This window comes from Streptomyces sp. NPDC002057 (assembly GCF_040296665.1).
Lineage (GTDB): Bacteria > Actinomycetota > Actinomycetes > Streptomycetales > Streptomycetaceae > Streptomyces.
This window is the reverse complement of record NZ_JBEOXR010000035.1, coordinates 41,818-62,279: the sequence shown is the minus strand read 5'-3', so window position 1 is coordinate 62,279 and position 20,462 is coordinate 41,818. Positions and strand designations below refer to the sequence as shown.

Sequence of the window (20,462 nt, the reverse complement as noted above, 5' to 3'; positions counted from 1 at the left end):
CATGGTTCCCGATAGGGGGTCCCGGCCAGATGTTCCGTGCGTCACACATGTATGGCGGTGCACTGCGCACAGTAATCCACAGGTTTGCCGACTCGGAAGTAACCGCAGGTGACACCCCCTAAGGTGGGGCCCATGCGAGTCCATGTGGTCAGTGACGTGCACGGCAACGCCGGAGACCTCGCCAGGGCGGGGGACGGGGCCGACGCCCTCATATGCCTGGGGGACCTGGTCCTCTTCCTCGACTACGCCGACCACAGCCGCGGGATCTTCCCCGACCTCTTCGGCGTCGAGAACGCCGACCGGCTCGTGGAGCTGCGCACCGCCCGCCGCTTCGACGAGGCCCGTGAGCTGGGCCGCCGGCTCTGGGCCGGGCTCGACGTCGACCGCGAGACCGCGATCGAGGCCGCGGTCCGCCGCCAGTACGCCGAACTCTTCGCCGCCTTCCCCACCCCCACGTACGCCACCTACGGGAACGTCGACATCCCCCGGTTCTGGCCCGACTTCGCCCGGCCCGGGACGACCGTCCTCGACGGCGAGCGGATCGAGCTGGGCGGGCTCGTCTTCGGCTTCGTCGGCGGCGGCCTGCGCACCCCGATGCGCACCCCGTACGAGATCTCCGACGAGGAGTACGCGGCCAAGGTCGAGGCCCTCGGCGAGGTCGACGTCCTCTGCTCCCACATCCCGCCGGAGGTGCCGGAGCTGACCTACGACACCGTCGCCCGCCGCTTCGAGCGCGGCAGCCGGGCCCTGCTCGACGCCCTCCGGCGCACCCGCCCCCGGTACGCGCTCTTCGGCCACGTCCACCAGCCGCTGGCCCGGCGGATGCGGATCGCCTCGACCGAGTGCGTCAACGTCGGTCACTTCGCCTCGACGGGCAGGCCCTTCGCGCTGGAGTGGTGACCGGCCGCGTGCCGCGGCGCGATAGCCTTCCCGTCGGCACGTCTGTGCCCCTTGACTTCCGCCGGACCGCACAGTGGAGGAGCCACCACGATGGCCGAACACACCAGCTCGAGCATCACGATCGAGGCGGCACCGGCCGACGTCATGGGCGTGATCGCCGACTTCGCCCGCTACCCCGAGTGGACGGGCGAGGTGAAGGAGGCCGAGGTCCTGGAGACCGACGGCTCCGGCCGCGCGGAGAAGGTCCGGCTGCTCCTCGACGCCGGAGCGATCAAGGACGACCACACCCTCGCCTACACCTGGACCGGCGCCGACGAGGTCAGCTGGACCCTGGTCAAGTCGCAGATGCTCCGCTCCCTGGACGGCTCCTACCGGCTCGCCGCGCTCGGCGGCGACCGCACCGAGGTCACCTACCAGCTGACCGTGGACGTCAAGATCCCCATGCTCGGCATGATCAAGCGCAAGGCCGAGAAGGTCATCATCGACCGCGCCCTCGCGGGACTGAAGAAGCGCGTCGAATCCGGCGCCTGAGCCCCCGCGGACGCCGGTGACGTCCTCCCGCGCGAGCGCCGGGAGGGCGAGGCCGGAGAGCGCGGACGACGTCCTCCCGCCTGAGCCCCCCGCGGACGCCGGAAGACGTCCTCCCGCACGAGCCCCCCGCGGACGCCGGTGACGTCCTCCCGCGGGAGCCCCCCGAGGAGGCCGGAGACGGCCTCCCGCGGGAGCCCCCCCGAGGAGGCCGGAGACGGCCTCCCGCACGAGCCCCCCGAGGACGCCGGAGACGGCCTCCCGCACGGGTCCCGGAAGGGCGCGGGTAACGTCCTCCGCATGCGGATCATCCTTGTCACCGGCGCCGGCGGCGCCGGGCGCACCACCGTCGCCGCCGCGACCGCCCTCGCCGAGGCGCGGGCGGGGCGCCGGGTCCTCCTCGTCTCCGAGGACGCCGATCCGCTCCTCGACGGCGACGGCCTGCGCGTGCTGCGCCCCCGGCCGGCCGCCGACTTCCGCCGCGAGTTCCTCGCCCTCCAGGCCCGCTCCGGCACCGCCCTCGACCTGCTCGGCGCCGCGCCCTTCGAGGACGCCGAACTCACCGAACTCCCCGGCAGCCGCCAGTTCGCCCTGCTCCGCTCCCTGCGCGACGCCGCCACCGGCGACCACGACCTCGCCGTCGTCGACCTGCCGCCGCTCGCCGAGGCCCTCGCCGTCCTCGCCCTGCCCGAGCAGCTCCGCCGCTACCTGCGCCGCCTCCTGCCCGCCGAACGGCAGGCCGCCCGCGCCCTGCGCCCGATGCTCGCCCAGCTCGCCGGGGTCCCCATGCCCGCGCAGTGGCTGTACGAGACCACCGCGCGCTGGGAGGCCGAGCTGGCCGCCGTCCAGGCCGTCGTCGACGCCCCCACCACCGGCGTCCTCCTCGTCCTGGAACCCGGCCCCGCCGCCCTCCGGACCCTGCGCACGGCCCGCCTCGGCCTCGCCCTCCAGGGCCTCGCCCTCGACGCCGTCGTCGCCAACCGGCTCCTGCCCGCCGACTCCGAGGACCCCTGGCTCGCCGGGCTCACCGCCCAGCAGCACCGGCACCTCGCGGAGCTCCGTACCGCCGTCGGCGCCGTCGACGAGCTCCCGCACCTCGGCCGGGACCCGCGCGGGCCCGAGGACCTCGCGCTCCTCGCCCCCGGGCTCCCCGCGGCCGTCCCCGCCCCCGTACCCGCGTGGACCGTCGAGGACCGGCGCGAGGAGGACGGCGTCCTGGTCTGGCACATCGGTCTCCCCGGGGCCGTCAAGGAGGAGCTGTCCCTCGTCCGCAGGGGTGACGAACTGCTCCTCACCGTCGGCGGCTTCCGCCGCAACGTGCCCCTGCCGGGCGCCCTGCGCCGCTGCACCGTCACCGGCGCCGCCCTCGTGGACGGCGACCTCCGGGTGCGCTTCACCCCCGACCCCGGACTCTGGCCCCGCACCCCGTGAGGGGGCGTGTACCGTCGAAGTACCAGCCACTGAGGAGTACGCCATGAGCGATTCGGATGCCTGGGCCAAGGCGTGCGCCGAGGACCTGGAGGCGGAGAAGGCCCGTCGCCGGGCCCAGCGCGGGGCGGAGCCCGGCTCCGCCGCCGAGGAGTTCCGCAAGCTCTTCGAAGCCGTCGCCGACAAGGTCTCCGGCGGTCTCGGGAACCCCCTGCTCGCCGGCCAGGCCGCACAGACCGTGCAGCAGCTCGTCAACCAGGCGAAGGCCGTCGTCGAGCCCGTCGTCGAGCGCAACCCGCAGGTCTTCGACCACCTCGCCGCCGCCGGGAACGAGCTCCTCGCCGCCTACCGCTCCGCCGTCGAGGCCCACGAGAGCCGCTGGACCCGCGGCGAGAAGGTGCCGTCGGACGACCCGCGCGACCCGCGCCGCGAGGCGGACGGCCCGAGCGGCGACGACGGCGCGCCCGGCGCCGGGACCGACGGCGAGCACGGCCGCGGGGACGACCCCGGGGACGACCGCCGGGACGACGAAGGGCCGGGAACCGGCCAGCACATCGACCTCGACTGATCGGGACGCGCGTCCCCCTCGGGTACGGTGGGCGCTAGCGGGGCTCGACCGAAAACTGAGGGACACATGGGACTCACCATCGGCGTCGACATCGGCGGCACGAAGATCGCGGCCGGCGTGGTCGACGAGGAGGGCAACATCCTCGACACGCACAAGGTGCCCACCCCGCCGACCCCCGAGGGCATCGTCGACGCGATCAGCGCCGCCGTGTCCGAGGCCGGCAAGGGCCACACGATCGAGGCCGTCGGCATCGGAGCCGCGGGCTACGTCGACGACAAGCGTGCCACCGTCCTCTTCGCGCCGAACATCGACTGGCGGCACGAGCCGCTCAAGGACAAGGTCGAGCAGCGGGTCGGCCTGCCCGTCGTCGTCGAGAACGACGCCAACGCGGCGGCCTGGGGCGAGTACCGGTTCGGCGCCGGCCAGGGCCACGAGGACGTCATCTGCATCACCCTCGGCACCGGCCTCGGCGGCGGCATCATCATCGGCAACAAGCTGCGCCGCGGACGCTTCGGCGTGGCCGCCGAGTTCGGCCACATCCGGGTCGTCCCGGACGGTCTGCTGTGCGGCTGCGGAAGCCAGGGCTGCTGGGAGCAGTACGCCTCCGGGCGCGCCCTCGTCCGCTACGCCAGGCAGCGCGCCAACGCCACCCCGGAGCGCGCGGAGGTCCTGCTGGGCCTCGGCGACGGCACCCCCGAGGGCATCGAGGGCAAGCACGTCAGCCAGGCCGCCCGCGCCGGCGACCCGGTGGCCGTCGACTCCTTCCGGGAGCTGGCCCGTTGGGCCGGTGCCGGTCTCGCCGACCTGGCCTCGCTCTTCGACCCCTCGGCGTTCATCGTCGGCGGCGGCGTCTCGGACGAGGGCGACCTCGTCCTCGACCCGATCCGCAAGTCCTTCCGGCGCTGGCTGATCGGCGGCCAGTGGCGGCCGCACGCGCAGGTCCTCGCGGCCCAGCTCGGCAACAAGGCCGGCCTGGTCGGCGCCGCGGACCTCGCCCGTCAGGGCTGAGCGTTCCCACGAGGGCCCGAGCCATCCGGCGACCGCCCGTCGCGTCCCCCGCGGACGCGGCGGGCGGTTGTCGTACGTTACGTGTCATGGCGATCAGTGAGCTGCCCAACTCCCGCACCGAGGCGGACGGTTCGGCCGTCCTCCGGGTCCTCAGCTACAACGTGCGCTCGATGCGCGACGACGAGGACGCCCTCGCCCGGGTGATCCGGGCCTGCGCCCCGGACCTCGTCTTCGTCCAGGAGGCCCCGCGCTTCTTCCGCTGGCGCAAACACGCCGCCCGGCTCGCCGCCAAGAGCGAGCTCGTCGTCCTGAGCGGCGGGGCCACCGCGGCGGGACCGATGCTGCTCTGCTCCCTGCGGGCCACCGTGGAACGCACCGAGGACGTCCTGCTGCCGCTCACCCCGGGCCTGCACCGGCGCGGTCTCGCGACCGCCGTGGTCCGCTTCGGCGCCGCCCGGGTCGGTCTGATCAGCTGCCATCTGAGCCTGCGGAAGGACGAGCGGTACGCCCAGGCCGGCATGGTCCTCGACCGGGTCGCCGCCCTGGGCACCCCGTACACCCTGGTCGCGGGAGACCTCAACGAACGGCCCGACGGCCCCGCCTTCCGCCGCCTCGCGAAGGAGCTCCGGGACGGCTGGGAGGTCAGCCCCTGGGGAGGCGCGCACACCTCCACCCCCGCCGACCCGCACCAGCGGATCGACGCGATCCTCGCCACCCCGGGCGTCGAGTTCCTCGGCTGCGGGGTGCCGACGGACCTCGACCCCGCGGATCTGCGGGCCGCCACCGATCACCTTCCGGTGCTCGCGGCGGTCCGCGTCCCCGCGTCGTAGAGAGGGCTCAGACGACCGCGCCGCGGCCCGGGTCGTCGAAGCCGTCATCGTCGTCGTCGTGCTTCATGCGCCCCACCAGGGTCGCGAAGCCGCCCAGGAAGCCGCCGACGCAGAGCGTCGTCAGCCACCAGGTCATGTCCCAGCGGAGCAGGACGGCGAGGAGCATCAGCACCGGGCCGCCGATCACGGCGAGCCAGGCGAACCTGGTCGTCACGTCCGCATCGGGCAGCGGCGGCGGCTCCGGCGGGACGAAGTGGCCCTCCTCGGAGCCACCGGGGGTGTCCTCCGGCTCGGCCGGCGAGTAGTCCCGGGGGCCGGCGGGGCGGACGCCGGGCGCGAAGACGACGGAGCTGCCGAGCGCGGGCCGCTCGGGACCGTCCTCGGCCTCTCCCTCGGCCTCTCGCTCCGCCCCGGGCTCCTCGGAGGCCTCCGCCGGGGTCTCCCCGGTCGTCGGCCTCGGCTTCCAGAGCGCGCCCTTGCCGTCGGCCGGCCTCGCCCTGACCGGCCGGATCTCACCGGCGTCCCCGTCCTCGTCGCCGTCGGCCTCGGGCTCCGGCAGGGACAGGTTCTGCACGGTCCGGTACGGCTTCGCCCCCGGCGGGTCCACGGGCTCCTCGCCGTACCCGGCGACGATCGCGGCCCAGGCCGCCTCCTCGTCGATGGGCTGCGGCTCCCGTTCGCCGCCGTCCTGCTGCTCAGCCACCGCTCCTGCTCCCCTGTTCGTCGACCGGAACCGGGGCGAGACGCTCGACGAAAGCCAGGCTCTCGTCGAAGATCCGCTCCGCGTCATGGTCCAACGTCGCGACGTGGTAGCTCTGTTCCAGCAGGATCTCCTTGACGTCGGTCGAGGAGATGCGGGAGAGGATCCGGGCCGAGTCGACGGGCGGCACGACATGGTCCTGGGGGCTGTGGAGCAGCACGACCGGCTGCGTCACCTGGGGCAGCTCCGCGTCCACGGTCCGGAAGAACCGGCGCAGCGAGTGCGCGGCGTGCAGCGGCACCCGGTCGTAGCCGACCTCGGTCACGCCCTCCTTGGCGATGTCGCTGGCGATGCCCTTGGTCGAGGGGACCAGATGACGGGCGACCGGCAGCGCGTGCGCGGCGAGGCCGTGCACCTTGTTGCCCGGGTTGACCAGGACGATGCCCCTCACGGCGTCGCCGTGCTGGGCGGCGAGCCGCAGCGTCAGCGCCCCGCCCATGGAGAGACCGAAGACGAAGACGGTCCCGCACCGCTCCAGGAGCTCGCGCAGGGCCCGGTCCACCTCCGCGTACCAGTCGTGCCAGGTGGTGAGCTGCATGTCCTCCCAGCGGGTGCCGTGACCGGGCAGCAGCGGCAGCGACACCGTGAGCCCGCGCGCGGCGAGGTACTCGGCCCACGGGCGCATCGACTGGGGGGAACCGGTGAATCCGTGACAGAGAAGGACGCCGACCTCTCCGCCCTCGTGGCGGTACGGCTCGGCTCCGGGAAGGACCGGCACCGGGGTCTCCTGTTCGGTTTGCGTCCTCGGCGTCTTCGGGGTGCGCCGAGAGCGACGGAGAATGGGGAAGGACCTTCACGGTACGCGACCGGACCGACACCGACCAGGGCCGTAGCGGGGGCCGTGCGTCGGTACGGGATAAAGTCGATCGCGACGGCACACGGAAGGCATGGCGAGTTGATCTACGGCGCAATGAAGTTCTCCCTCGGAGGGTCCCTGAAGATTGCCTTCCGGCCCTGGGTGGAGGGTCTGGAGAACATTCCCGCCGACGGGCCCGCGATCCTGGCGAGCAACCACCTGTCGTTCTCCGACTCCTTCTTCCTGCCCGCTGTTCTGGACCGCAAGGTCACCTTCATCGCCAAGGCGGAGTACTTCACCTCGCCGGGCGTGAAGGGCAAGCTCACCGCCGCCTTCTTCAAGGGCGTCGGTCAGCTGCCGGTGGACCGTTCGGGTGCCCGCGGCGCGGGCGAGGCGGCGATCAAGGCCGGTATCGACGTGATCGAGAAGGGCGGGCTCTTCGGGATCTACCCCGAGGGCACCCGCTCGCCCGACGGCCGTCTCTACCGGGGCAAGCCCGGCGGTCTGGCCCGGGTGGCGCTGGCCACCGGCGCGCCGGTGATCCCGGTCGCCATGATCGACACCGAGAAGATCCAGCCGCCCGGCAAGGTCGTCCCCAAGCTGATGCGCCCGGGGATCCGGATCGGCAAGCCGCTGGACTTCACCCGCTACCAGGGCATGGAGGGGGACCGCTTCATCCTCCGCTCGGTGACCGACGAGGTCATGTACGAGATCATGAAGCTGTCCGGCCAGGAGTACGTCGACATCTACGCGACGGCCGCCAAGCGGCAGCTCGCGGACGCGGAGAAGGCGGCCAAGGAGGCCGTCAAGGCCGAGATCGCGGCCCGGGAAGAGTCCGGCGCGTAGTCGTCCCGCGAGGGACGTCGGGGGGTGGGGGAGATGGCCAAGCGCGAGCGTGTCGTGCGCATGTCGGTCGAGCAGCCGCTGTGGCGTGCGCTGACCGGCTACCGCGTCCTGACGATGATCTACGCGGTCCTGCTGTTCGCCTTCAGCAGGGACCGCTACGAGCGGCCCTGGATCGCCGTCGTCTACCTGGCGGTGATGTGCGTCTGGACCCTCGCGACCCTCCCCAAGGTCGCGAACGCCGCCAGCTGCACCAAGCGCTTCCTCGGCGCCGACCTCACCGTCGCCCTCGTCGGCATCCTCCTCACCCCGCTCGCCGACGCCCACGCCCAGACGGTCGACGGCCCCACCCTGCCGTCGATATGGACCGCCGGGTCCGTCCTCGCGTACGCGATCAAGGGCGGCTGGCGCTGGGCCGGAGTCGCCTCCTCCCTCGTCGCCGTCGCCAACCTCGTCGAACGAGGCCACCCCAGCCGGGACACCCTCCACAACGTCCTGCTCGTCTGGGTCGCCTCCATCGCCATCGGATACGTCGTCGAGGTGGCCCGCGCCTCCGAACGCACCCTCGCCCGCGCCCTGGAGATCGAGGCCGCCACCCGGGAGCGGGAGCGGCTCGCCCGCGACATCCACGACAGCGTCCTCCAGGTCCTCGCGATGGTGCAGCGGCGCGGCACCGCGCTCGGCGGCGAGGCCGCCGAACTCGGCCGGATGGCGGGGGAGCAGGAGGTCGCCCTCCGCACGCTCGTGGCCGGCGGCCTCAGCCGCCCCAGCCTGGTCTCCGAGGACGAGTCCGAGGGGGCCGTCGTCCGGGTCGTCGACGAGGACGACGAGCGCGACGACGACACGCCCGTCGACCTGCGCCTGCTGCTCGCCCCGCGCGCCGGGGCGCTGGTCACCCTCTCCGAGCCCGGCGCGCCCGTCCTGCTGGCCCCGCCGGCCGCCCGCGAGCTGGCCGCCGCCGTCGGCGCCGCCCTGGACAATGTGCGGGTGCACGCGGGCGAGGACGCCCGCGCCTGGATCCTCGTCGAGGACTGGACGGACGAGGTGATCGTCACCGTCCGGGACGACGGACCCGGCATCCCCGAGGGCCGCCTCGCGCAGGCGGAGGGCGAGGGCCGGATGGGCGTCGCCCTCTCCATCCGGGGGAGACTGCGGGACCTGGGCGGCTCGGCCGAGCTGATCTCGGTCCCGGGCCAGGGCACGGAAGTCGAGTTGAAGGTTCCACGGGGGAAGGCAGAACAGGAAAGATGAGCGAGCAGCGGACCGGGACGGACCGGATCAGAGTGATGGTCGTCGACGACCATCCGATGTGGCGGGACGCGGTCGCCCGCGACCTGGCCGAGGCGGGGCTCGACGTGGTCGCCACCGCCGGTGACGGCGAGCAGGCCGTGCGCCGCGCCCTCGCGGTCACGCCCGACGTCCTCGTCCTCGACCTCAACCTGCCGGTGAAGCCGGGTGTCCAGGTGTGCAAGGAACTCGTCGGAGGCCGCCCCGAGCTGCGGGTCCTCGTCCTCTCGGCGAGCGGCGAGCACGCCGACGTCCTGGAGGCGGTCAAGTCCGGCGCCACCGGCTACCTCCTCAAGTCGGCCAGCACGGAGGAGCTGATCGACGCCGTGCGGCGGACGGCGGTCGGCGACCCCGTCTTCACCCCCGGCCTCGCCGGCCTGGTCCTCGGCGAGTACCGCCGCCTCGCCTCCGAGCCCGCCCCCACGGCCGGCGCCGACGAGCCGAAGGCCCCGCAGCTCACCGAGCGCGAGACCGAGGTCCTGCGGCTCGTCGCCAAGGGGCTCAGCTACAAGCAGATCGCCGAACGCCTGGTGATCTCGCACCGCACGGTGCAGAACCACGTCCAGAACACCCTCGGCAAGCTCCAGCTGCACAACCGGGTCGAACTCGTCCGGTACGCCATCGAGCGGGGTCTCGACGACGCCTGAGCCGCGGTCCCGAGGCGTGCCGGTGCGGCCGGTGTGCCGGGCACGGTGACGTGATGGGCCGTATATTCGCGATGATCGCGCGTATACGGCCCATCGCCGTTCCTATCCGGACCATCGCTGTCATGAGGGGTATCTCGTGGAAATCCTGGCATTCGGCGTACAGGCGGACGAGAGGCCCATGATCGAGAAGGCCTTCGAGGGGCACCACGACGTCCGCTGTCTCGGCGTCTTCCTCAGCGAGGACACCGCCCCCATCGCCGCCGGCTACGAGATCGTCTCCACCAGCGTCAACGCCAACCTCAACCACCGGGTCCTGCAGACCCTCGCCGCCGGCGGGACCCAGATGATCGCCCAGCGCTCCACGGGCTTCAACAACATCGACCTGGAGGTCGCCGAACGGCTCGGCCTCACCGTCGCCCGGGTCTCGTACTACTCGCCGTACTCCGTCGCCGAGTTCGCCTGGACCCTCGCGACCGCCGTCAACCGCCGGATCGTCCGCGCCTCCAACCGCACCCGCGACTTCGACTTCCGCCTCGACGGACTGATGGGCCGTGACCTGCGGGGCCGTACCGTCGGCGTGCTCGGCACCGGCAAGATCGGCGAGGCCTTCACCCGGATCGCCCACGGCTTCGGGATGCGCCTGCTCGGCTGGGACGTCGCCGAGAACCCCGCCTGCGTCGAACTCGGCATGGAGTACGTCGAGAAGGAACGGCTCTTCGCCGAGGCCGACCTCATCAGCCTGCACGTGCCGCTGCTCCCGGCCACCCACCACATCATCGACGCCGCCGCCCTCAAGAGCATGAAGGACGACGTCATCCTGGTGAACTCCAGCCGCGGCGGGCTCATCGACACCGAGGCGCTGGTCGTCGAACTCCGCTCCGGGCGTTTCGCCGGCGTCGGCCTCGACGTGTACGAGGCGGAGGCCGGGCTCTTCTTCCTCGACAAGTCCTTGGAGGTCGTCGAGGACGACACGCTCGCCCGCCTGGTCACCTTCCCGAACGTGGTGGTCACCTCCCACCAGGCGTACTACACCGTGGACGCGGTCGGCCAGATCATCGACACCACCGTCCAGAACGTCCTCGACTACACCGCGGGGCGCCGCGGCGAGAACGTCCTGGTGCCCAGGACCGGTTGATCCCTCCGCCGGGGCGGGGCCCGGCGGAGGGACCGGCCGGAAGGTCCGGACCCTTCAGACCAGCACGCCGGCGAGGAGCGAGGCCGTCAGTGCGGCGCCGTCCGTCGTCAGCACCGACTCGGGGTGGAACTGCACCCCCGCGAAGCCCGGCCCGCGCAGCGCGTGCACCTCACCGGTCTCCGCGTCCCGGCTCACCTCGATCCGGTGCAGCGCCAGCTCCGTCGCCGTCCGGTCGTCGCAGCGGGCGGTGAAGCTGTTGTAGAAGCCGACCGTCCGCTCCTGCCCGAAGAGGTCGATCCGCAGCTGGGCCCCCTGGAACGGCGTCCGCTTGCGGACGATCTCCAGACCCAGCTCGGCGGCGATCAGCTCGTGCCCCAGGCAGACGCCGAGCAGGCCGTGGCGGTGGTCCCGCACCAGCTCGGCCGTCAGACCGCGCAGGAAGCGCATCTTCGGGTCGGCGGCGTCCGAGGGGTTCCCGGGGCCGGGGCCGAGGACGACCGGCCCCTCGTGGGAGAGCGCCAGCTCGCGCAGCCCCGGCTCGTCGTAGCGGAGCACCGACACGTCCAGGCCCGAGGAGCGCAGGACGTGCGCCAGCATCGCCGTGAAGGTGTCCTCGGCGTCGACCACCAGCGCGTGGCCCGACAGCTCGGCCGAACGGACCTGCATCCTCAGCCAGAACGGCGCGAGGTCCGCCCGCCGCGCGTCCAGGGCGGCCCGTACCCGGGGGTCGTCGGCGAGGCGCACGGGGCCCGGCGCCGACCCTCCGGACGGCCGGCCGTCCCGTACCCCGAGCGCGGTGAGCACCCCGGCCGCCTTGGCGTGGGTCTCGGCGACCTCGCCCGCCGGGTCCGAGTGCCGTACGAGGGTGGCGCCGACCGGGACCCGCAGGCGCCCGTCGGAGGCGATGTCGGCGGTACGGATCAGGATGGGGGAGTCCAGGGTCTGGGCGCCGTTCTCGTCGGTACCCAGGAGGGCGAGGGCCCCCGCGTAGTAGCCGCGCCCGCCCGCCTCGTGACGCTCGATCACCCGGCAGGCGTTCTGCACGGGCGAGCCGGTCACGGTCGCCGCGAACATCGTCTCCTTCAGGACCTCCCGCACGTCCAGGCTCGAACGGCCCCGCAACTCGTACTCGGTGTGCGCGAGATGGGCCATCTCCTTCAGGCGCGGCCCGACCACCACGCCGCCCATGTCGCCGACCGTGCACATCATCTTGAGCTCCTCGTCGACCACCATCGACAGCTCCTCCGTCTCCTTGCGGTCGGCGAGGAAGGCGAGCAGACCCTCGGCGGTCGGGGCGGCCCCGGCCGGGTAGCGGTACGTGCCGCTGATCGGGTTCATGACGACGGTGCCTCCCGACATCCGCACGTGCACCTCCGGGCTCGCCCCGACGAGCGTCCGGTCGCCCGTGTGCACGACGAAGGTCCAGTACGCCCCCCGCTCACCGGCCAGCAGCCGCCGGAACAGGGCGAGCGCGTCGGCGCGCCCGAAGCCGGGGATCTCCCCGGTGAACGTGCGCCGGATGACGAAGTTCGCGCCCTCGCCCGAGCCGATCTCCTCGTCGATGACCCGCCGCACGATCCCCGCGTACTCCTCGTCGGAGACGTCGAACCCGCCGCCCTCGACGGTCACGTCGTGCGCCGGGAGCCGCTCGAGGGCCTCGGCCAGCGGCAGCTCGTACGCCTCCTCGGCGGCCAGCACGGCGAGCGGGGTGCCGTCGTCGCGCACGTCGAAGCCGCGCTCCCGGATCTGCCGGAAGGGCACGAGGGCGAGCGTCGGCAGCGGGCCCACGGGCAGCTCCGCGAGGCGCTCCGCCTGGTGGACCGGGCCGATCAGCACCTCGACGGTGTCGTGATCACGGCCGGGGGTGCGGCGGCGGAGCAGGGCGAAGGGCGGGGCGGCGGGGTCGAGGAGACGGGCGAGGTCCAGGTTCATGGGATCCGTCGTTCCTTCCGTTGACGAGGGGAGAGGAACGGCCCGGGCACGAGAAAGGCCGCCCCTCGGGGCGGCCGGTGCGTGTGTCGGTGTACGCGCTATCGGTGGGCCGCCGGATGAGCGGTCCACCACCAGTTCTGGATCTGAGGCGCGAACATGCGAGCACTGTAACCCAGCGGGGACGGGAACGGGGCCCGGTCCGCACCGTGGACGGCGCGGACCGGGCCCCGAGGCCCTGGGGCGACCCGATCAGAAGATCAGGTTGTAGCCCTGCCACCCCGGACCGACCTGCACGCGTCCGGCGTACGGGGAGGTCGCGGAGCCGGTGCCCTTGTACAGCCACATCACACCGGAGCCGTCACGGGCCACGAAGTCGACCTTGCCGTCGCCGGTGAGGTCGCTGGGGCCGACGACGCTGTTGTAGATCTGCCAGCCGCTGCCCACCTTGACGCGCGCGGCGTACGGGGAGGTGGCGCTGCCGGTGCCCTTGTACAGCCAGAGCGTGCCGGTGGCGTCCCGGCCGATCAGGTCGGCCTTGCCGTCGGAGGTCAGGTCGCCGGTGCTGACGATGTTGTTGTAGATCTGCCAGCCGTTGCCGACCTTCACCCGGGCGGCGAACGGCGCGGCCGGGGTGCCCGTGCCCTTGTAGAGCCAGATGTTCCCGGACTTCTCGCGGGCGATCAGGTCCGGCCTGCCGTCCCCGGTCAGGTCGCGGACGCCGATGATCTGGTCGTAGACGTTCCAGCCGCCACCGGTCCGCAGCCGCGCCTTGAAGGGCGCCGCCGGGTTGCCGCTGGCCTGGTAGTACCAGAGGACACCGGAGGCGTCCCGGGCCACGGCGTCACCGACGGCGTCGGCGCGGAGCGCGGTCATCGGGGTGATGGCGGTGTAGGCGTTCCAGCCGCCCCCGACCCGGTACCGGGACAGGAAGGCGCCCTTGCCGTCGCCCTGGTACTGCCAGAGGACACCGGAGGTGTCACGGGCGAGGAGGTTGTAGCGGTTGTTCGTGGCGACGGGGGTGGCGGGCGCCTCCTCCACGACGTCGGCCGCCTTCACCCACGCCATGCGGTGGTTGTAGCGGATGGGGATGTACGTGTCGGTGCCCACGACGTTCGTCTGGGCGGTGCCGAAGTAGTCGTCTCCCTTGACCGCCGGACCGGCCTTCACGTAGGCGGCGCCACTGCCGAAGGCGTACTTCGACAGGTAGTTGGGGTCGTCCGTCGGAGCGGTGACCCCGCCCGTGCCGGGGTAGGCCGAAGCCTCGGGGAAGGCACGTCCGTAGATCCGCGGGGTCACTCCGGCCTTGGCCTTCAGGACCCGAGGCGAGGTTCCCTTGACGGGCGCCGTGTACTGGCCGCCGGGGTTGTGGAACCAGGCCTTCTGCCCGCCGTACCAGATCTGGGTCCAGTCGCCCTGCACGCCGGCGACCACGTAGGCGCCACCCGCGCGGACCTTGTTGCCCCAGTTCGGACCGTCGCTCCACAGGACGTTCGGGATGTACGCGTCCTTGATCGGCGTATCGGTCGAGGGCGTGGTGTACAGGTAGCCGAAGTTGGCCGGCTGCGCGGTGACGGTGCTGCCGCCGTAGGTGATCTTGGGCTGGTTCGCCGAGGTGTACGGCGGGACGACGCTGACCAGCTCGCCGACCTTGAGCAGACCGCCGGCGCCACCGGCGCCCGTCGGGGCGCCCATCAGGGACATGTAGTGGTTCCAGTCCCAGAAGGGGCCGGCGTCCCAGTGCATGCCCGAGACCTTGGCGTCGATGTGCCCCGGCACCTCGTCGTGGCCGATGATGTGCTCGCGGTCCAGCGGGATGCCGTACTCGCCCGCGAGGAACTTCACCAGGGCGGCGGAGGACTCGTACTGCGGCTCGGTGTACCACTTGCCGGCCTTGATGGCGTAGCCCTCGTGCTCCACGCCGATGGCATGCATGTTGTCGGACCAGTTGCCCGCGTGCCACGCGATGTTCTTGTTCTCGACCATCTGGGTGACCAGACCGTCGTTGGCGCGGATCAGGTAGTGGGCGCTGCCCTTGGCCGTCGGGCTCTGGAAGGCCGCGATGGTGCCTTCGTAGCTGCCCTCGGTGTCGTGGACGACGATCCGGCGGATGTCCAGGTCCGTGCCCTTGGCGCGGTTGGCGACGGTGTAGTTCCGCTGCCCGGTGCTCGGGACCTCGGCCGGGCGGAAGTCGCAGACCAGGCCGGTCGGCGGGCACTGGGGCGTCGGGACCTCCCTGGTGTCGGCGAAGGAGGCCGCCAGCGGCACGTTGGAGGGCTTGACGGGCTCCGCGGAGGGGTCCGCCGGGAGCGCGACCGACTCGCCGTCCGTGGTCAGCGCGCGCTCACCCGTCTTGATCGACTCGAAGACGCGCTTCGCGAAGAGGTCGGCGCCCTTCCTGTCCGGCGACTGGCTGTAGCGCGCCACGGCCGGGTACCAGTCGGCCGGGTCGGCGGACAGCTCGGCGCCGGCCTGCTTCTGGTAGTCGGCGAGCAGCGCGGCACCGGCGCGGATCGACGCGGCGGTGTCGTCCTTGACGGCATCCGCCGAGCTGTCGATCAGCTCGGCCGCCGCGTCCAGGGTGTGCAGCCGCGGGTCGTCGGTGTCGACGGTCTCCCTCGGAAGCGCCTTCAGCGCCTTCTCGGCGTCGAAGGTCTTCTCGATCTCGGCCTTGCCGCTCGCGTTGAGGTGCGCGAGGCGCTCCTTGACGTCGTGCTGCTCGACGTCCTCCGCGTCCACGTCCGTGAGACCCATCACGTTGTACGCGCCGGTCGTGCTCGGCAGCCCGTCGTGCGACTCCCACCGCGTCTGGCGGTACGACACCGCCATCAGCACACTCTGCGGCACATCGAACTCGCGCGCCGCGTTTGCGAACTGTGACTGGAGGGAAGGGTCCCCAGCAGCCTTGGCGTCGCCCGTCGTGCCGAGGAGGCCCGGCGAGGCGACCGCGATGGTGCCGATCGTGGCGGTGGCGACGACGGCCGCCGCCGCTCCGTACAAGATTCGTTTCTTCTTGCGGTCCCTGCGGTGCCTCTGGGTCACGCCCACCCCTGTGGTTCGACTGTGTACTTGTTGAAACGGGCCAGAGGGTAACACCACTCGATGGAGTGAAGATCACCAGTAGACATTTCGGGCGCGCGTCTCAGCCACTGGGCAGGGGGACAGGAGCGGACGAAGAACCCCGTAATGTTGTGGGTGTGACCGTGAACGCTGATACCCACGCCGTCGCCAAGGCGACCTGGCGAGACCTGCCCGCGGCGCAGCAGCCCGAGTACCCCGATGCCGAGGCTCTGCGCGATGTGATCGCGGACCTCGAGTCGTATCCTCCGCTCGTCTTCGCCGGCGAGTGCGACCAGCTGCGTGCCCGGATGGGAGCCGTCGCCCGTGGCGAGGCGTTCCTCCTCCAGGGCGGCGACTGCGCCGAGGCCTTCGACGCCGTGTCCGCCGACCACATCAGGGCCAAGCTCAAGACGCTGCTCCAGATGAGCGCCGTCCTCACCTACGCGGCCTCCGTGCCCGTGGTGAAGGTCGGCCGCATCGCCGGCCAGTACTCGAAGCCCCGCTCCAAGGGGACCGAGACCCGGGACGGAGTGACCCTGCCCACGTACCGGGGCGACTCGGTCAACGGCTTCGGCTTCGACGAGAAGTCCCGCATCCCGGACCCCGAGCGCCTGAAGCGGATGTACAACGCCTCCGCCTCCACGCTCAACCTGGTGCGCGCCTTCACCACCGGTGGCTACGCCGACCTGCGCCAGGTGCACGCCTGGAACCAGGACTTCGTGAAGTCGTCCCCCTCGGGCCAGCGCTACGAGGCGCTCGCCCGCGAGATCGACAACGCGCTGAACTTCATGAAGGCCTGCGGCACCGACCCCGCCGAGTTCAAGGCCGTCGAGTTCTACGCCTCCCACGAGGCCCTGCTGCTCGACTACGAGGGCGCCCTCACCCGTACGGACTCGCGCACCGGCAAGCTGTACGACACCTCCGGCCACATGGTCTGGATCGGTGAGCGCACCCGCCAGCTCGACCACGCCCACATCGAGTTCGCGGCGCGCATCGCGAACCCGATCGGCATCAAGCTGGGCCCGACCACCTCGGTGGACGAGGCGCTCACCTACATCGACCGTCTCGACCCGGACCGCGAGCCGGGCCGGCTGACCTTCATCGTCCGCATGGGCGCCGACAAGGTCCGCGACAAGCTCCCCGAGCTGGTCGAGAAGGTCACCGCCTCCGGTGCGGTCGTCGCCTGGGTCACCGACCCGATGCACGGCAACACCTTCGAGGCCGCCTCCGGCCACAAGACGCGCCGCTTCGACGACGTGCTCGACGAGGTCAAGGGCTTCTTCGAGGTCCACAAGGCGCTGGGCACCCACCCGGGCGGCATCCACGTCGAGCTCACCGGTGACGACGTCACCGAGTGCGTGGGCGGCGGCGACGAGATCTTCGTCGACGACCTGCACCAGCGCTACGAGACGGCCTGCGACCCGCGTCTCAACCGCAGCCAGTCCCTGGACCTGGCGTTCCTGGTCGCGGAGATGTACCGCGATCAGTAAGTAGGTACCTACGACGATGGGGCGCGGATCCATGTGATCCGCGCCCCATCGTCGTATCCAGGGCTTTTACGGTCCCTCGCCGCCGGGTAAGGTTAGGTTAGCCTTATCGATCACGGCGGGAGGTGAACCGCGTTGTACGTCTGCTCATGCTTCGGTGTCACGGAGAAGCAGGTCAAGCAGCATGCCGACGCGGGCGCGTGCACGCCCCGCCAGATCGCCTCGGCCTGCAAGGCCGGCACGGACTGCGGTTCCTGCGTCCGTCGCATTCAGGCCATCCTCGGTCGCGGCAACTGCCCGCGACGCGACCTCCTCGACCAGGGCGTGCCCGCCCTGACCTCCGAGCCCGTCGCGGAGCTCGGGGAAGCCGCCTAGCCGGGTCCGCCCGGCCCGGGGAGGTCGTTCAGCTCGGCTGCTCGATGAGCGTCGAGATGTAGAGCGCCTCACCCAGGGACTCGATCAGCTCCAGCTGCGTGTCCAGGTAGTCGATGTGGTGCTCCTCGTCGGCCAGGATCTCCTCGAAGAGATTGGCGGACGTGACGTCCCCCTTGGCCCGCATGACCTCGATCCCGCGCTTCAGGCGGTCGATGGCCTCCACCTCGACCTGGCGGTCCGCCTGGAACATCTCGGTGAGGGTCTGACCGACCCGCACGTGGAAGAGACGCTGGTAGTTGGGCAGGCCGTCGAGCATCAGGATGCGCTCGGTCAGCTTGTCCGCGTGCTTCATCTCATCGATGGACTCTTCGCGGGTGTATTTGGCGAGCTTCGTCCACCCCTTGTTGTCCTGGATGCGGTAGTGCAGCCAGTACTGGTTGATGGCCGTCAGCTCGCCGGTCAGCTGCTCGTTGAGGAACTCGAGGACCTCGGGGTCGCCCTGCATCGCAGAGGCTCCTTCCACGTTACGTGTCTACGCCGTCACTGGGCAGGATGGCCGCATCCTCGCACCCCGAATGGGGGTCGTCCAGTAAGTGCAGGCTTAGTGGGAGTTGCCCCGATCCCCTGATGGGGGGACGTCTTCTGGTCATGACCACCCCTTGCCGTCTGTCACCATGGATGGCATGGGTCAGCCGGAGAGCGGAGTACACCGGGAAGCGGGGCAGCCGGATCGTTCGCCGGACCTTCCGCCGGGCCAGCGGCTCCAGCGCGGCTGGCCGGTCACCCACTACGGGCCCGTCCCCAAGTTCAAGCCGGACCGCTGGGAGTTCCGTGTCTTCGGGGCGACGGCCGACGGTGACAAGCGCTGCTGGAACCACGAGGACTTCTCCGCCCTCCCCTTCTCCACGGTCGTGGCCGATCTGCACTGCGTCACGAAGTTCAGCATGCTCGGGGCCGAATGGGGTGGCGTTCCCGCCCGTACGGTCCTCGACCTCGCCCCGCCCGCGCCGACGGTGACCCATGTGATGGTCTGGGCCGAGTACGGCTACAGCGCCAACATGCGGCTCGCCGACTTCGCCGACGACCGCACGATCTTCGCCACGCACAAGGACGGGGAACTGCTCACCGCCGAGCACGGCTTCCCGCTGCGCCTGGTCGTCCCGCACCTGTACGCCTGGAAGGGGCCCAAGTGGGTCCGGGGCGTGGAGTACATGGCCGCCGACCGCCGGGGTTTCTGGGAGGAGCGCGGCTACCACAACCTCGGCGACCCCTGGACGGAGCAGCGCTACTCGTACCAGGAGGAGCCGGGCGACGGCCCGGAGCTGTAGCGCCGCGCCGGACCGGTGTCCGCGCCGGTCAGTGGTGGTACTGGTGGACCACCGCGTGTCCCTTGCCGCGGCCGATCATCCACTTGTTGACCGGTGTGGTGATGACGAAGGCGGCGGCCAGCGCGATGGCGAGCACGATCCAGAAGAACGGCTCGTCGAGGTGTGCGTCCATGGCGCCCGGCCAGAGGGCGATGATGCCGTTGTCGATGATCTCCATGACCGCGATGGAGAGGGTGTCGGCGGCGAGCGCCACCTTGAAAGCTGTCTTGAAATCGACGCCGGCGGACAGGATGCCGCGCAACGTGAGCGCGTAACCGAAGAAGAACGCCAGGACGATCGCGAGGATCATCGTCTGCGTGTTGCCCCAGCCGAGGGCGGTGCCGATGACCATGCCGAGGACCTCGCCGATGGCGCAGCCGGTGAGGCAGTGCAGCGTGGCCCTGGCCGCCATGGACCAGGAGACCTTGCCGGGGGTGTGGTGCCCGTCGCCGTGGCCCTCGTGGCCCGTAGGGGCGGCGTGCTCGACGTGAGCGGTGGGGTCCGGGTGATTCCTGTGGTCCGTGTGGTCGTGGTGGGAGTGCGCTTCGTGCTGCATGAGGTGCCCCCAACGTCGGGTAGCGGTTCCTGCCGATACAGGAACCGTATACCCCCCTGGGGTATTCCTCAACGGGAATCCCGAGGGCCGCGCCGGACGCGTCAGGGGCGCAGCTTCTTCAGCAGCTCCACGTCCGCCACGTGCCCCTCCTTGCCGCCCGGGGTCTCGATGACCAGCGGCACCCCGTCCGTCTCGGGGTGGCGCAGCAGCGCCCGGAAGGCGTCCTCGCCGATGTGACCGGCGCCGATGTTCGCGTGCCGGTCCTTGTGGGCGCCCACGACGTCCTTCGAGTCGTTGGCGTGGATCAGCTTCAGCCGGCCCTCCCCGACCGTCGCGACCAGCTCGTCGAGGGTCCGCACCGCCCCGCCCGGCTCCGCGAGGTCATGGCCCGCCGCGAAGATGTGGCAGGTGTCGAGGCAGATCCCGAGCTTCGGATGGTGGTCCAGCGCGTCGAAGTACGGCCCGAAGTCCTCCGCGCGCGAACAGAGCGAGAAGCCCTGGCCGGCCGTCGACTCCAGGAGCAGGTACGGATCGTCCTCGTGCGTCAGCTCGTCGAGGAGCGGCAGCACCCGCTCCCGCACCTGGGCGAGCGCCACCTCGCGCGGACGGCCGCCGGTCGCCGAGCCGGTGTGCACCACCACGCCCTTCGCGCCGATCTCCCGGCCCCGCCGCAGCGAGTGCCGCATCGACTCCACCGACCTCTCCGCGGTGGCCTCGGTGTGCGAGCCGAAGTTGATCAGGTACGGGGCGTGGACCCAGGCCGAGATCGACTCCTCCGCGCACTCGGCGCGGAACCGTTCGTCCTGGGCGGGGTTGCCGACCGGGGTGGCCCAGCCGCGCGGGTTGGCGACGAAGACCTGCACGGTCTCGGCGCCGAGCTCACGGGCGTAGCCGAGGCCGGTCGTTGCGAGGCCACCGGCCACGGGGACATGGCCGCCGACGGGGTTGCGCATCAGTC

The 20,462-nt window shown here is 71.6% G+C and carries 21 protein-coding genes; 13 read left to right on the top strand and 8 right to left on the bottom strand.

Features of this window, described 5'->3' with window-relative positions:
• Positions 1 to 132: 132 nt before the first annotated feature.
• The 6 genes from ABT129_RS24960 (at position 133) to ABT129_RS24935 (ending at position 5,262) form a co-directional block, all read left to right on the top strand.
• Positions 133 to 900 (top strand): metallophosphoesterase family protein, encoded by a 768-nt coding sequence (locus ABT129_RS24960; protein WP_351905599.1) that lies wholly within the window; start codon positions 133 to 135, stop codon positions 898 to 900.
• Between the two features lie 90 nt (positions 901 to 990).
• Positions 991 to 1,431, top strand: a complete 441-nt coding sequence (locus ABT129_RS24955) for an SRPBCC family protein (RefSeq protein ID WP_351905596.1) — start codon at positions 991 to 993, stop codon at positions 1,429 to 1,431.
• 297 nt (positions 1,432 to 1,728) lie between these two features.
• Positions 1,729 to 2,859 (top strand): ArsA family ATPase, encoded by a 1,131-nt coding sequence (locus ABT129_RS24950; RefSeq protein WP_351905593.1) that lies wholly within the window; start codon positions 1,729 to 1,731, stop codon positions 2,857 to 2,859.
• 43 nt (positions 2,860 to 2,902) lie between these two features.
• Positions 2,903 to 3,424 (top strand): DUF5304 domain-containing protein, encoded by a 522-nt coding sequence (locus tag ABT129_RS24945; protein ID WP_351905590.1) that lies wholly within the window; start codon positions 2,903 to 2,905, stop codon positions 3,422 to 3,424.
• A 66-nt stretch (positions 3,425 to 3,490) separates the two neighbouring features.
• Complete coding sequence (locus ABT129_RS24940) at positions 3,491 to 4,432, top strand: ROK family glucokinase (RefSeq protein ID WP_351905587.1); 942 nt, start codon at positions 3,491 to 3,493, stop codon at positions 4,430 to 4,432.
• Positions 4,433 to 4,518: 86 nt separating this feature from the next.
• Positions 4,519 to 5,262, top strand: a complete 744-nt coding sequence (locus ABT129_RS24935; protein WP_351905584.1) for an endonuclease/exonuclease/phosphatase family protein — start codon at positions 4,519 to 4,521, stop codon at positions 5,260 to 5,262.
• 7 nt (positions 5,263 to 5,269) lie between these two features.
• On the opposite strand, the gene ABT129_RS24930 is transcribed toward ABT129_RS24935, so the two are convergent.
• Complete coding sequence (locus tag ABT129_RS24930) at positions 5,270 to 5,965, bottom strand: hypothetical protein (RefSeq protein ID WP_351905581.1); 696 nt, start codon at positions 5,963 to 5,965, stop codon at positions 5,270 to 5,272.
• Positions 5,958 to 6,740, bottom strand: a complete 783-nt coding sequence (locus tag ABT129_RS24925; RefSeq protein WP_351905578.1) for an alpha/beta hydrolase — start codon at positions 6,738 to 6,740, stop codon at positions 5,958 to 5,960. The genes ABT129_RS24930 and ABT129_RS24925 overlap by 8 nt, the downstream gene beginning before the upstream one ends.
• A 192-nt stretch (positions 6,741 to 6,932) precedes the next feature.
• Between ABT129_RS24925 and ABT129_RS24920 the strand changes: the two genes are divergently transcribed.
• The 4 genes from ABT129_RS24920 (at position 6,933) to ABT129_RS24905 (ending at position 10,730) form a co-directional block, all read left to right on the top strand.
• Complete coding sequence (locus ABT129_RS24920) at positions 6,933 to 7,664, top strand: lysophospholipid acyltransferase family protein (RefSeq protein WP_502981896.1); 732 nt, start codon at positions 6,933 to 6,935, stop codon at positions 7,662 to 7,664.
• Between the two features lie 33 nt (positions 7,665 to 7,697).
• Complete coding sequence (gene macS, locus ABT129_RS24915) at positions 7,698 to 8,912, top strand: MacS family sensor histidine kinase (protein WP_351905572.1); 1,215 nt, start codon at positions 7,698 to 7,700, stop codon at positions 8,910 to 8,912.
• A complete protein-coding gene (locus ABT129_RS24910; RefSeq protein WP_351905569.1) occupies positions 8,909 to 9,595 on the top strand; it encodes a response regulator in 687 nt (228 codons plus the stop codon). The genes macS and ABT129_RS24910 overlap by 4 nt, the downstream gene beginning before the upstream one ends.
• Before the next feature lie 136 nt (positions 9,596 to 9,731).
• Entirely contained in the window at positions 9,732 to 10,730 is a 999-nt protein-coding gene (locus ABT129_RS24905; RefSeq protein ID WP_351905566.1) for a 2-hydroxyacid dehydrogenase, read from the top strand.
• 54 nt (positions 10,731 to 10,784) lie between these two features.
• Here the strand turns inward: ABT129_RS24905 and ABT129_RS24900 are convergent, their stop codons facing one another.
• The 3 genes from ABT129_RS24900 to ABT129_RS24890 all read right to left on the bottom strand — a co-directional run bounded on the left by ABT129_RS24900 (position 10,785) and on the right by ABT129_RS24890 (position 15,701).
• Positions 10,785 to 12,662: an anthranilate synthase family protein gene (locus tag ABT129_RS24900; RefSeq protein ID WP_351905564.1), complete on the bottom strand. Its 1,878-nt coding sequence runs from the start codon at positions 12,660 to 12,662 to the stop codon at positions 10,785 to 10,787.
• Positions 12,663 to 12,760: 98 nt separating this feature from the next.
• Positions 12,761 to 12,820 carry a trp operon leader peptide gene (locus ABT129_RS24895; RefSeq protein WP_351905646.1) on the bottom strand — a complete coding sequence of 20 codons (60 nt, stop codon included), beginning with the start codon at positions 12,818 to 12,820 and terminating at the stop codon, positions 12,761 to 12,763.
• Between the two features lie 91 nt (positions 12,821 to 12,911).
• A complete protein-coding gene (locus tag ABT129_RS24890) occupies positions 12,912 to 15,701 on the bottom strand; it encodes an N-acetylmuramoyl-L-alanine amidase (protein WP_351905561.1) in 2,790 nt (929 codons plus the stop codon).
• 155 nt (positions 15,702 to 15,856) lie between these two features.
• Here ABT129_RS24890 and ABT129_RS24885 point away from each other — a divergent pair, with 155 nt between their 5' ends.
• Positions 15,857 to 17,209, top strand: coding sequence for a class II 3-deoxy-7-phosphoheptulonate synthase (locus ABT129_RS24885; protein WP_351905558.1), 1,353 nt, complete (start codon positions 15,857 to 15,859; stop codon positions 17,207 to 17,209).
• Positions 17,210 to 17,341: 132 nt separating this feature from the next.
• Positions 17,342 to 17,581 (top strand): (2Fe-2S)-binding protein, encoded by a 240-nt coding sequence (locus ABT129_RS24880; protein WP_351905555.1) that lies wholly within the window; start codon positions 17,342 to 17,344, stop codon positions 17,579 to 17,581.
• Between the two features lie 28 nt (positions 17,582 to 17,609).
• On the opposite strand, the gene bfr is transcribed toward ABT129_RS24880, so the two are convergent.
• Positions 17,610 to 18,086, bottom strand: a complete 477-nt coding sequence (gene bfr / locus ABT129_RS24875) for a bacterioferritin (protein WP_073806778.1) — start codon at positions 18,084 to 18,086, stop codon at positions 17,610 to 17,612.
• 178 nt (positions 18,087 to 18,264) lie between these two features.
• Between bfr and ABT129_RS24870 the strand changes: the two genes are divergently transcribed.
• Complete coding sequence (locus ABT129_RS24870) at positions 18,265 to 18,909, top strand: sulfite oxidase-like oxidoreductase (RefSeq protein ID WP_351905552.1); 645 nt, start codon at positions 18,265 to 18,267, stop codon at positions 18,907 to 18,909.
• A gap of 28 nt (positions 18,910 to 18,937) precedes the next feature.
• On the opposite strand, the gene ABT129_RS24865 is transcribed toward ABT129_RS24870, so the two are convergent.
• Entirely contained in the window at positions 18,938 to 19,504 is a 567-nt protein-coding gene (locus tag ABT129_RS24865; RefSeq protein WP_351905549.1) for a DUF4396 domain-containing protein, read from the bottom strand.
• 101 nt (positions 19,505 to 19,605) lie between these two features.
• Positions 19,606 to 20,457, bottom strand: coding sequence for a deoxyribonuclease IV (locus ABT129_RS24860; RefSeq protein WP_351905546.1), 852 nt, complete (start codon positions 20,455 to 20,457; stop codon positions 19,606 to 19,608).
• Between the last annotated feature and the right edge of the window lie 5 nt (positions 20,458 to 20,462).

What these genes read in the sequence shown, in the direction of transcription:
- ABT129_RS24920 (WP_502981896.1), top strand. Translation starts at nt 6,933, where the DNA reads ATGAAGTTCTCCCTCGGAGGGTCCCTGAAGATTGCCTTCCGGCCCTGG.
- ABT129_RS24955 (WP_351905596.1), top strand. Translation starts at nt 991, where the DNA reads ATGGCCGAACACACCAGCTCGAGCATCACGATCGAGGCGGCACCGGCC.
- ABT129_RS24950 (WP_351905593.1), top strand. Translation starts at nt 1,729, where the DNA reads ATGCGGATCATCCTTGTCACCGGCGCCGGCGGCGCCGGGCGCACCACC.
- bfr (WP_073806778.1), bottom strand. Translation starts at nt 18,086, where the DNA reads ATGCAGGGCGACCCCGAGGTCCTCGAGTTCCTCAACGAGCAGCTGACC.
- ABT129_RS24865 (WP_351905549.1), bottom strand. Translation starts at nt 19,504, where the DNA reads ATGCAGCACGAAGCGCACTCCCACCACGACCACACGGACCACAGGAAT.
- ABT129_RS24940 (WP_351905587.1), top strand. Translation starts at nt 3,491, where the DNA reads ATGGGACTCACCATCGGCGTCGACATCGGCGGCACGAAGATCGCGGCC.
- ABT129_RS24870 (WP_351905552.1), top strand. Translation starts at nt 18,265, where the DNA reads ATGGGTCAGCCGGAGAGCGGAGTACACCGGGAAGCGGGGCAGCCGGAT.
- ABT129_RS24945 (WP_351905590.1), top strand. Translation starts at nt 2,903, where the DNA reads ATGAGCGATTCGGATGCCTGGGCCAAGGCGTGCGCCGAGGACCTGGAG.
- ABT129_RS24910 (WP_351905569.1), top strand. Translation starts at nt 8,909, where the DNA reads ATGAGCGAGCAGCGGACCGGGACGGACCGGATCAGAGTGATGGTCGTC.
- ABT129_RS24960 (WP_351905599.1), top strand. Translation starts at nt 133, where the DNA reads ATGCGAGTCCATGTGGTCAGTGACGTGCACGGCAACGCCGGAGACCTC.
- ABT129_RS24935 (WP_351905584.1), top strand. Translation starts at nt 4,519, where the DNA reads ATGGCGATCAGTGAGCTGCCCAACTCCCGCACCGAGGCGGACGGTTCG.
- macS (WP_351905572.1), top strand. Translation starts at nt 7,698, where the DNA reads ATGGCCAAGCGCGAGCGTGTCGTGCGCATGTCGGTCGAGCAGCCGCTG.
- ABT129_RS24860 (WP_351905546.1), bottom strand. Translation starts at nt 20,457, where the DNA reads ATGCGCAACCCCGTCGGCGGCCATGTCCCCGTGGCCGGTGGCCTCGCA.
- ABT129_RS24900 (WP_351905564.1), bottom strand. Translation starts at nt 12,662, where the DNA reads ATGAACCTGGACCTCGCCCGTCTCCTCGACCCCGCCGCCCCGCCCTTC.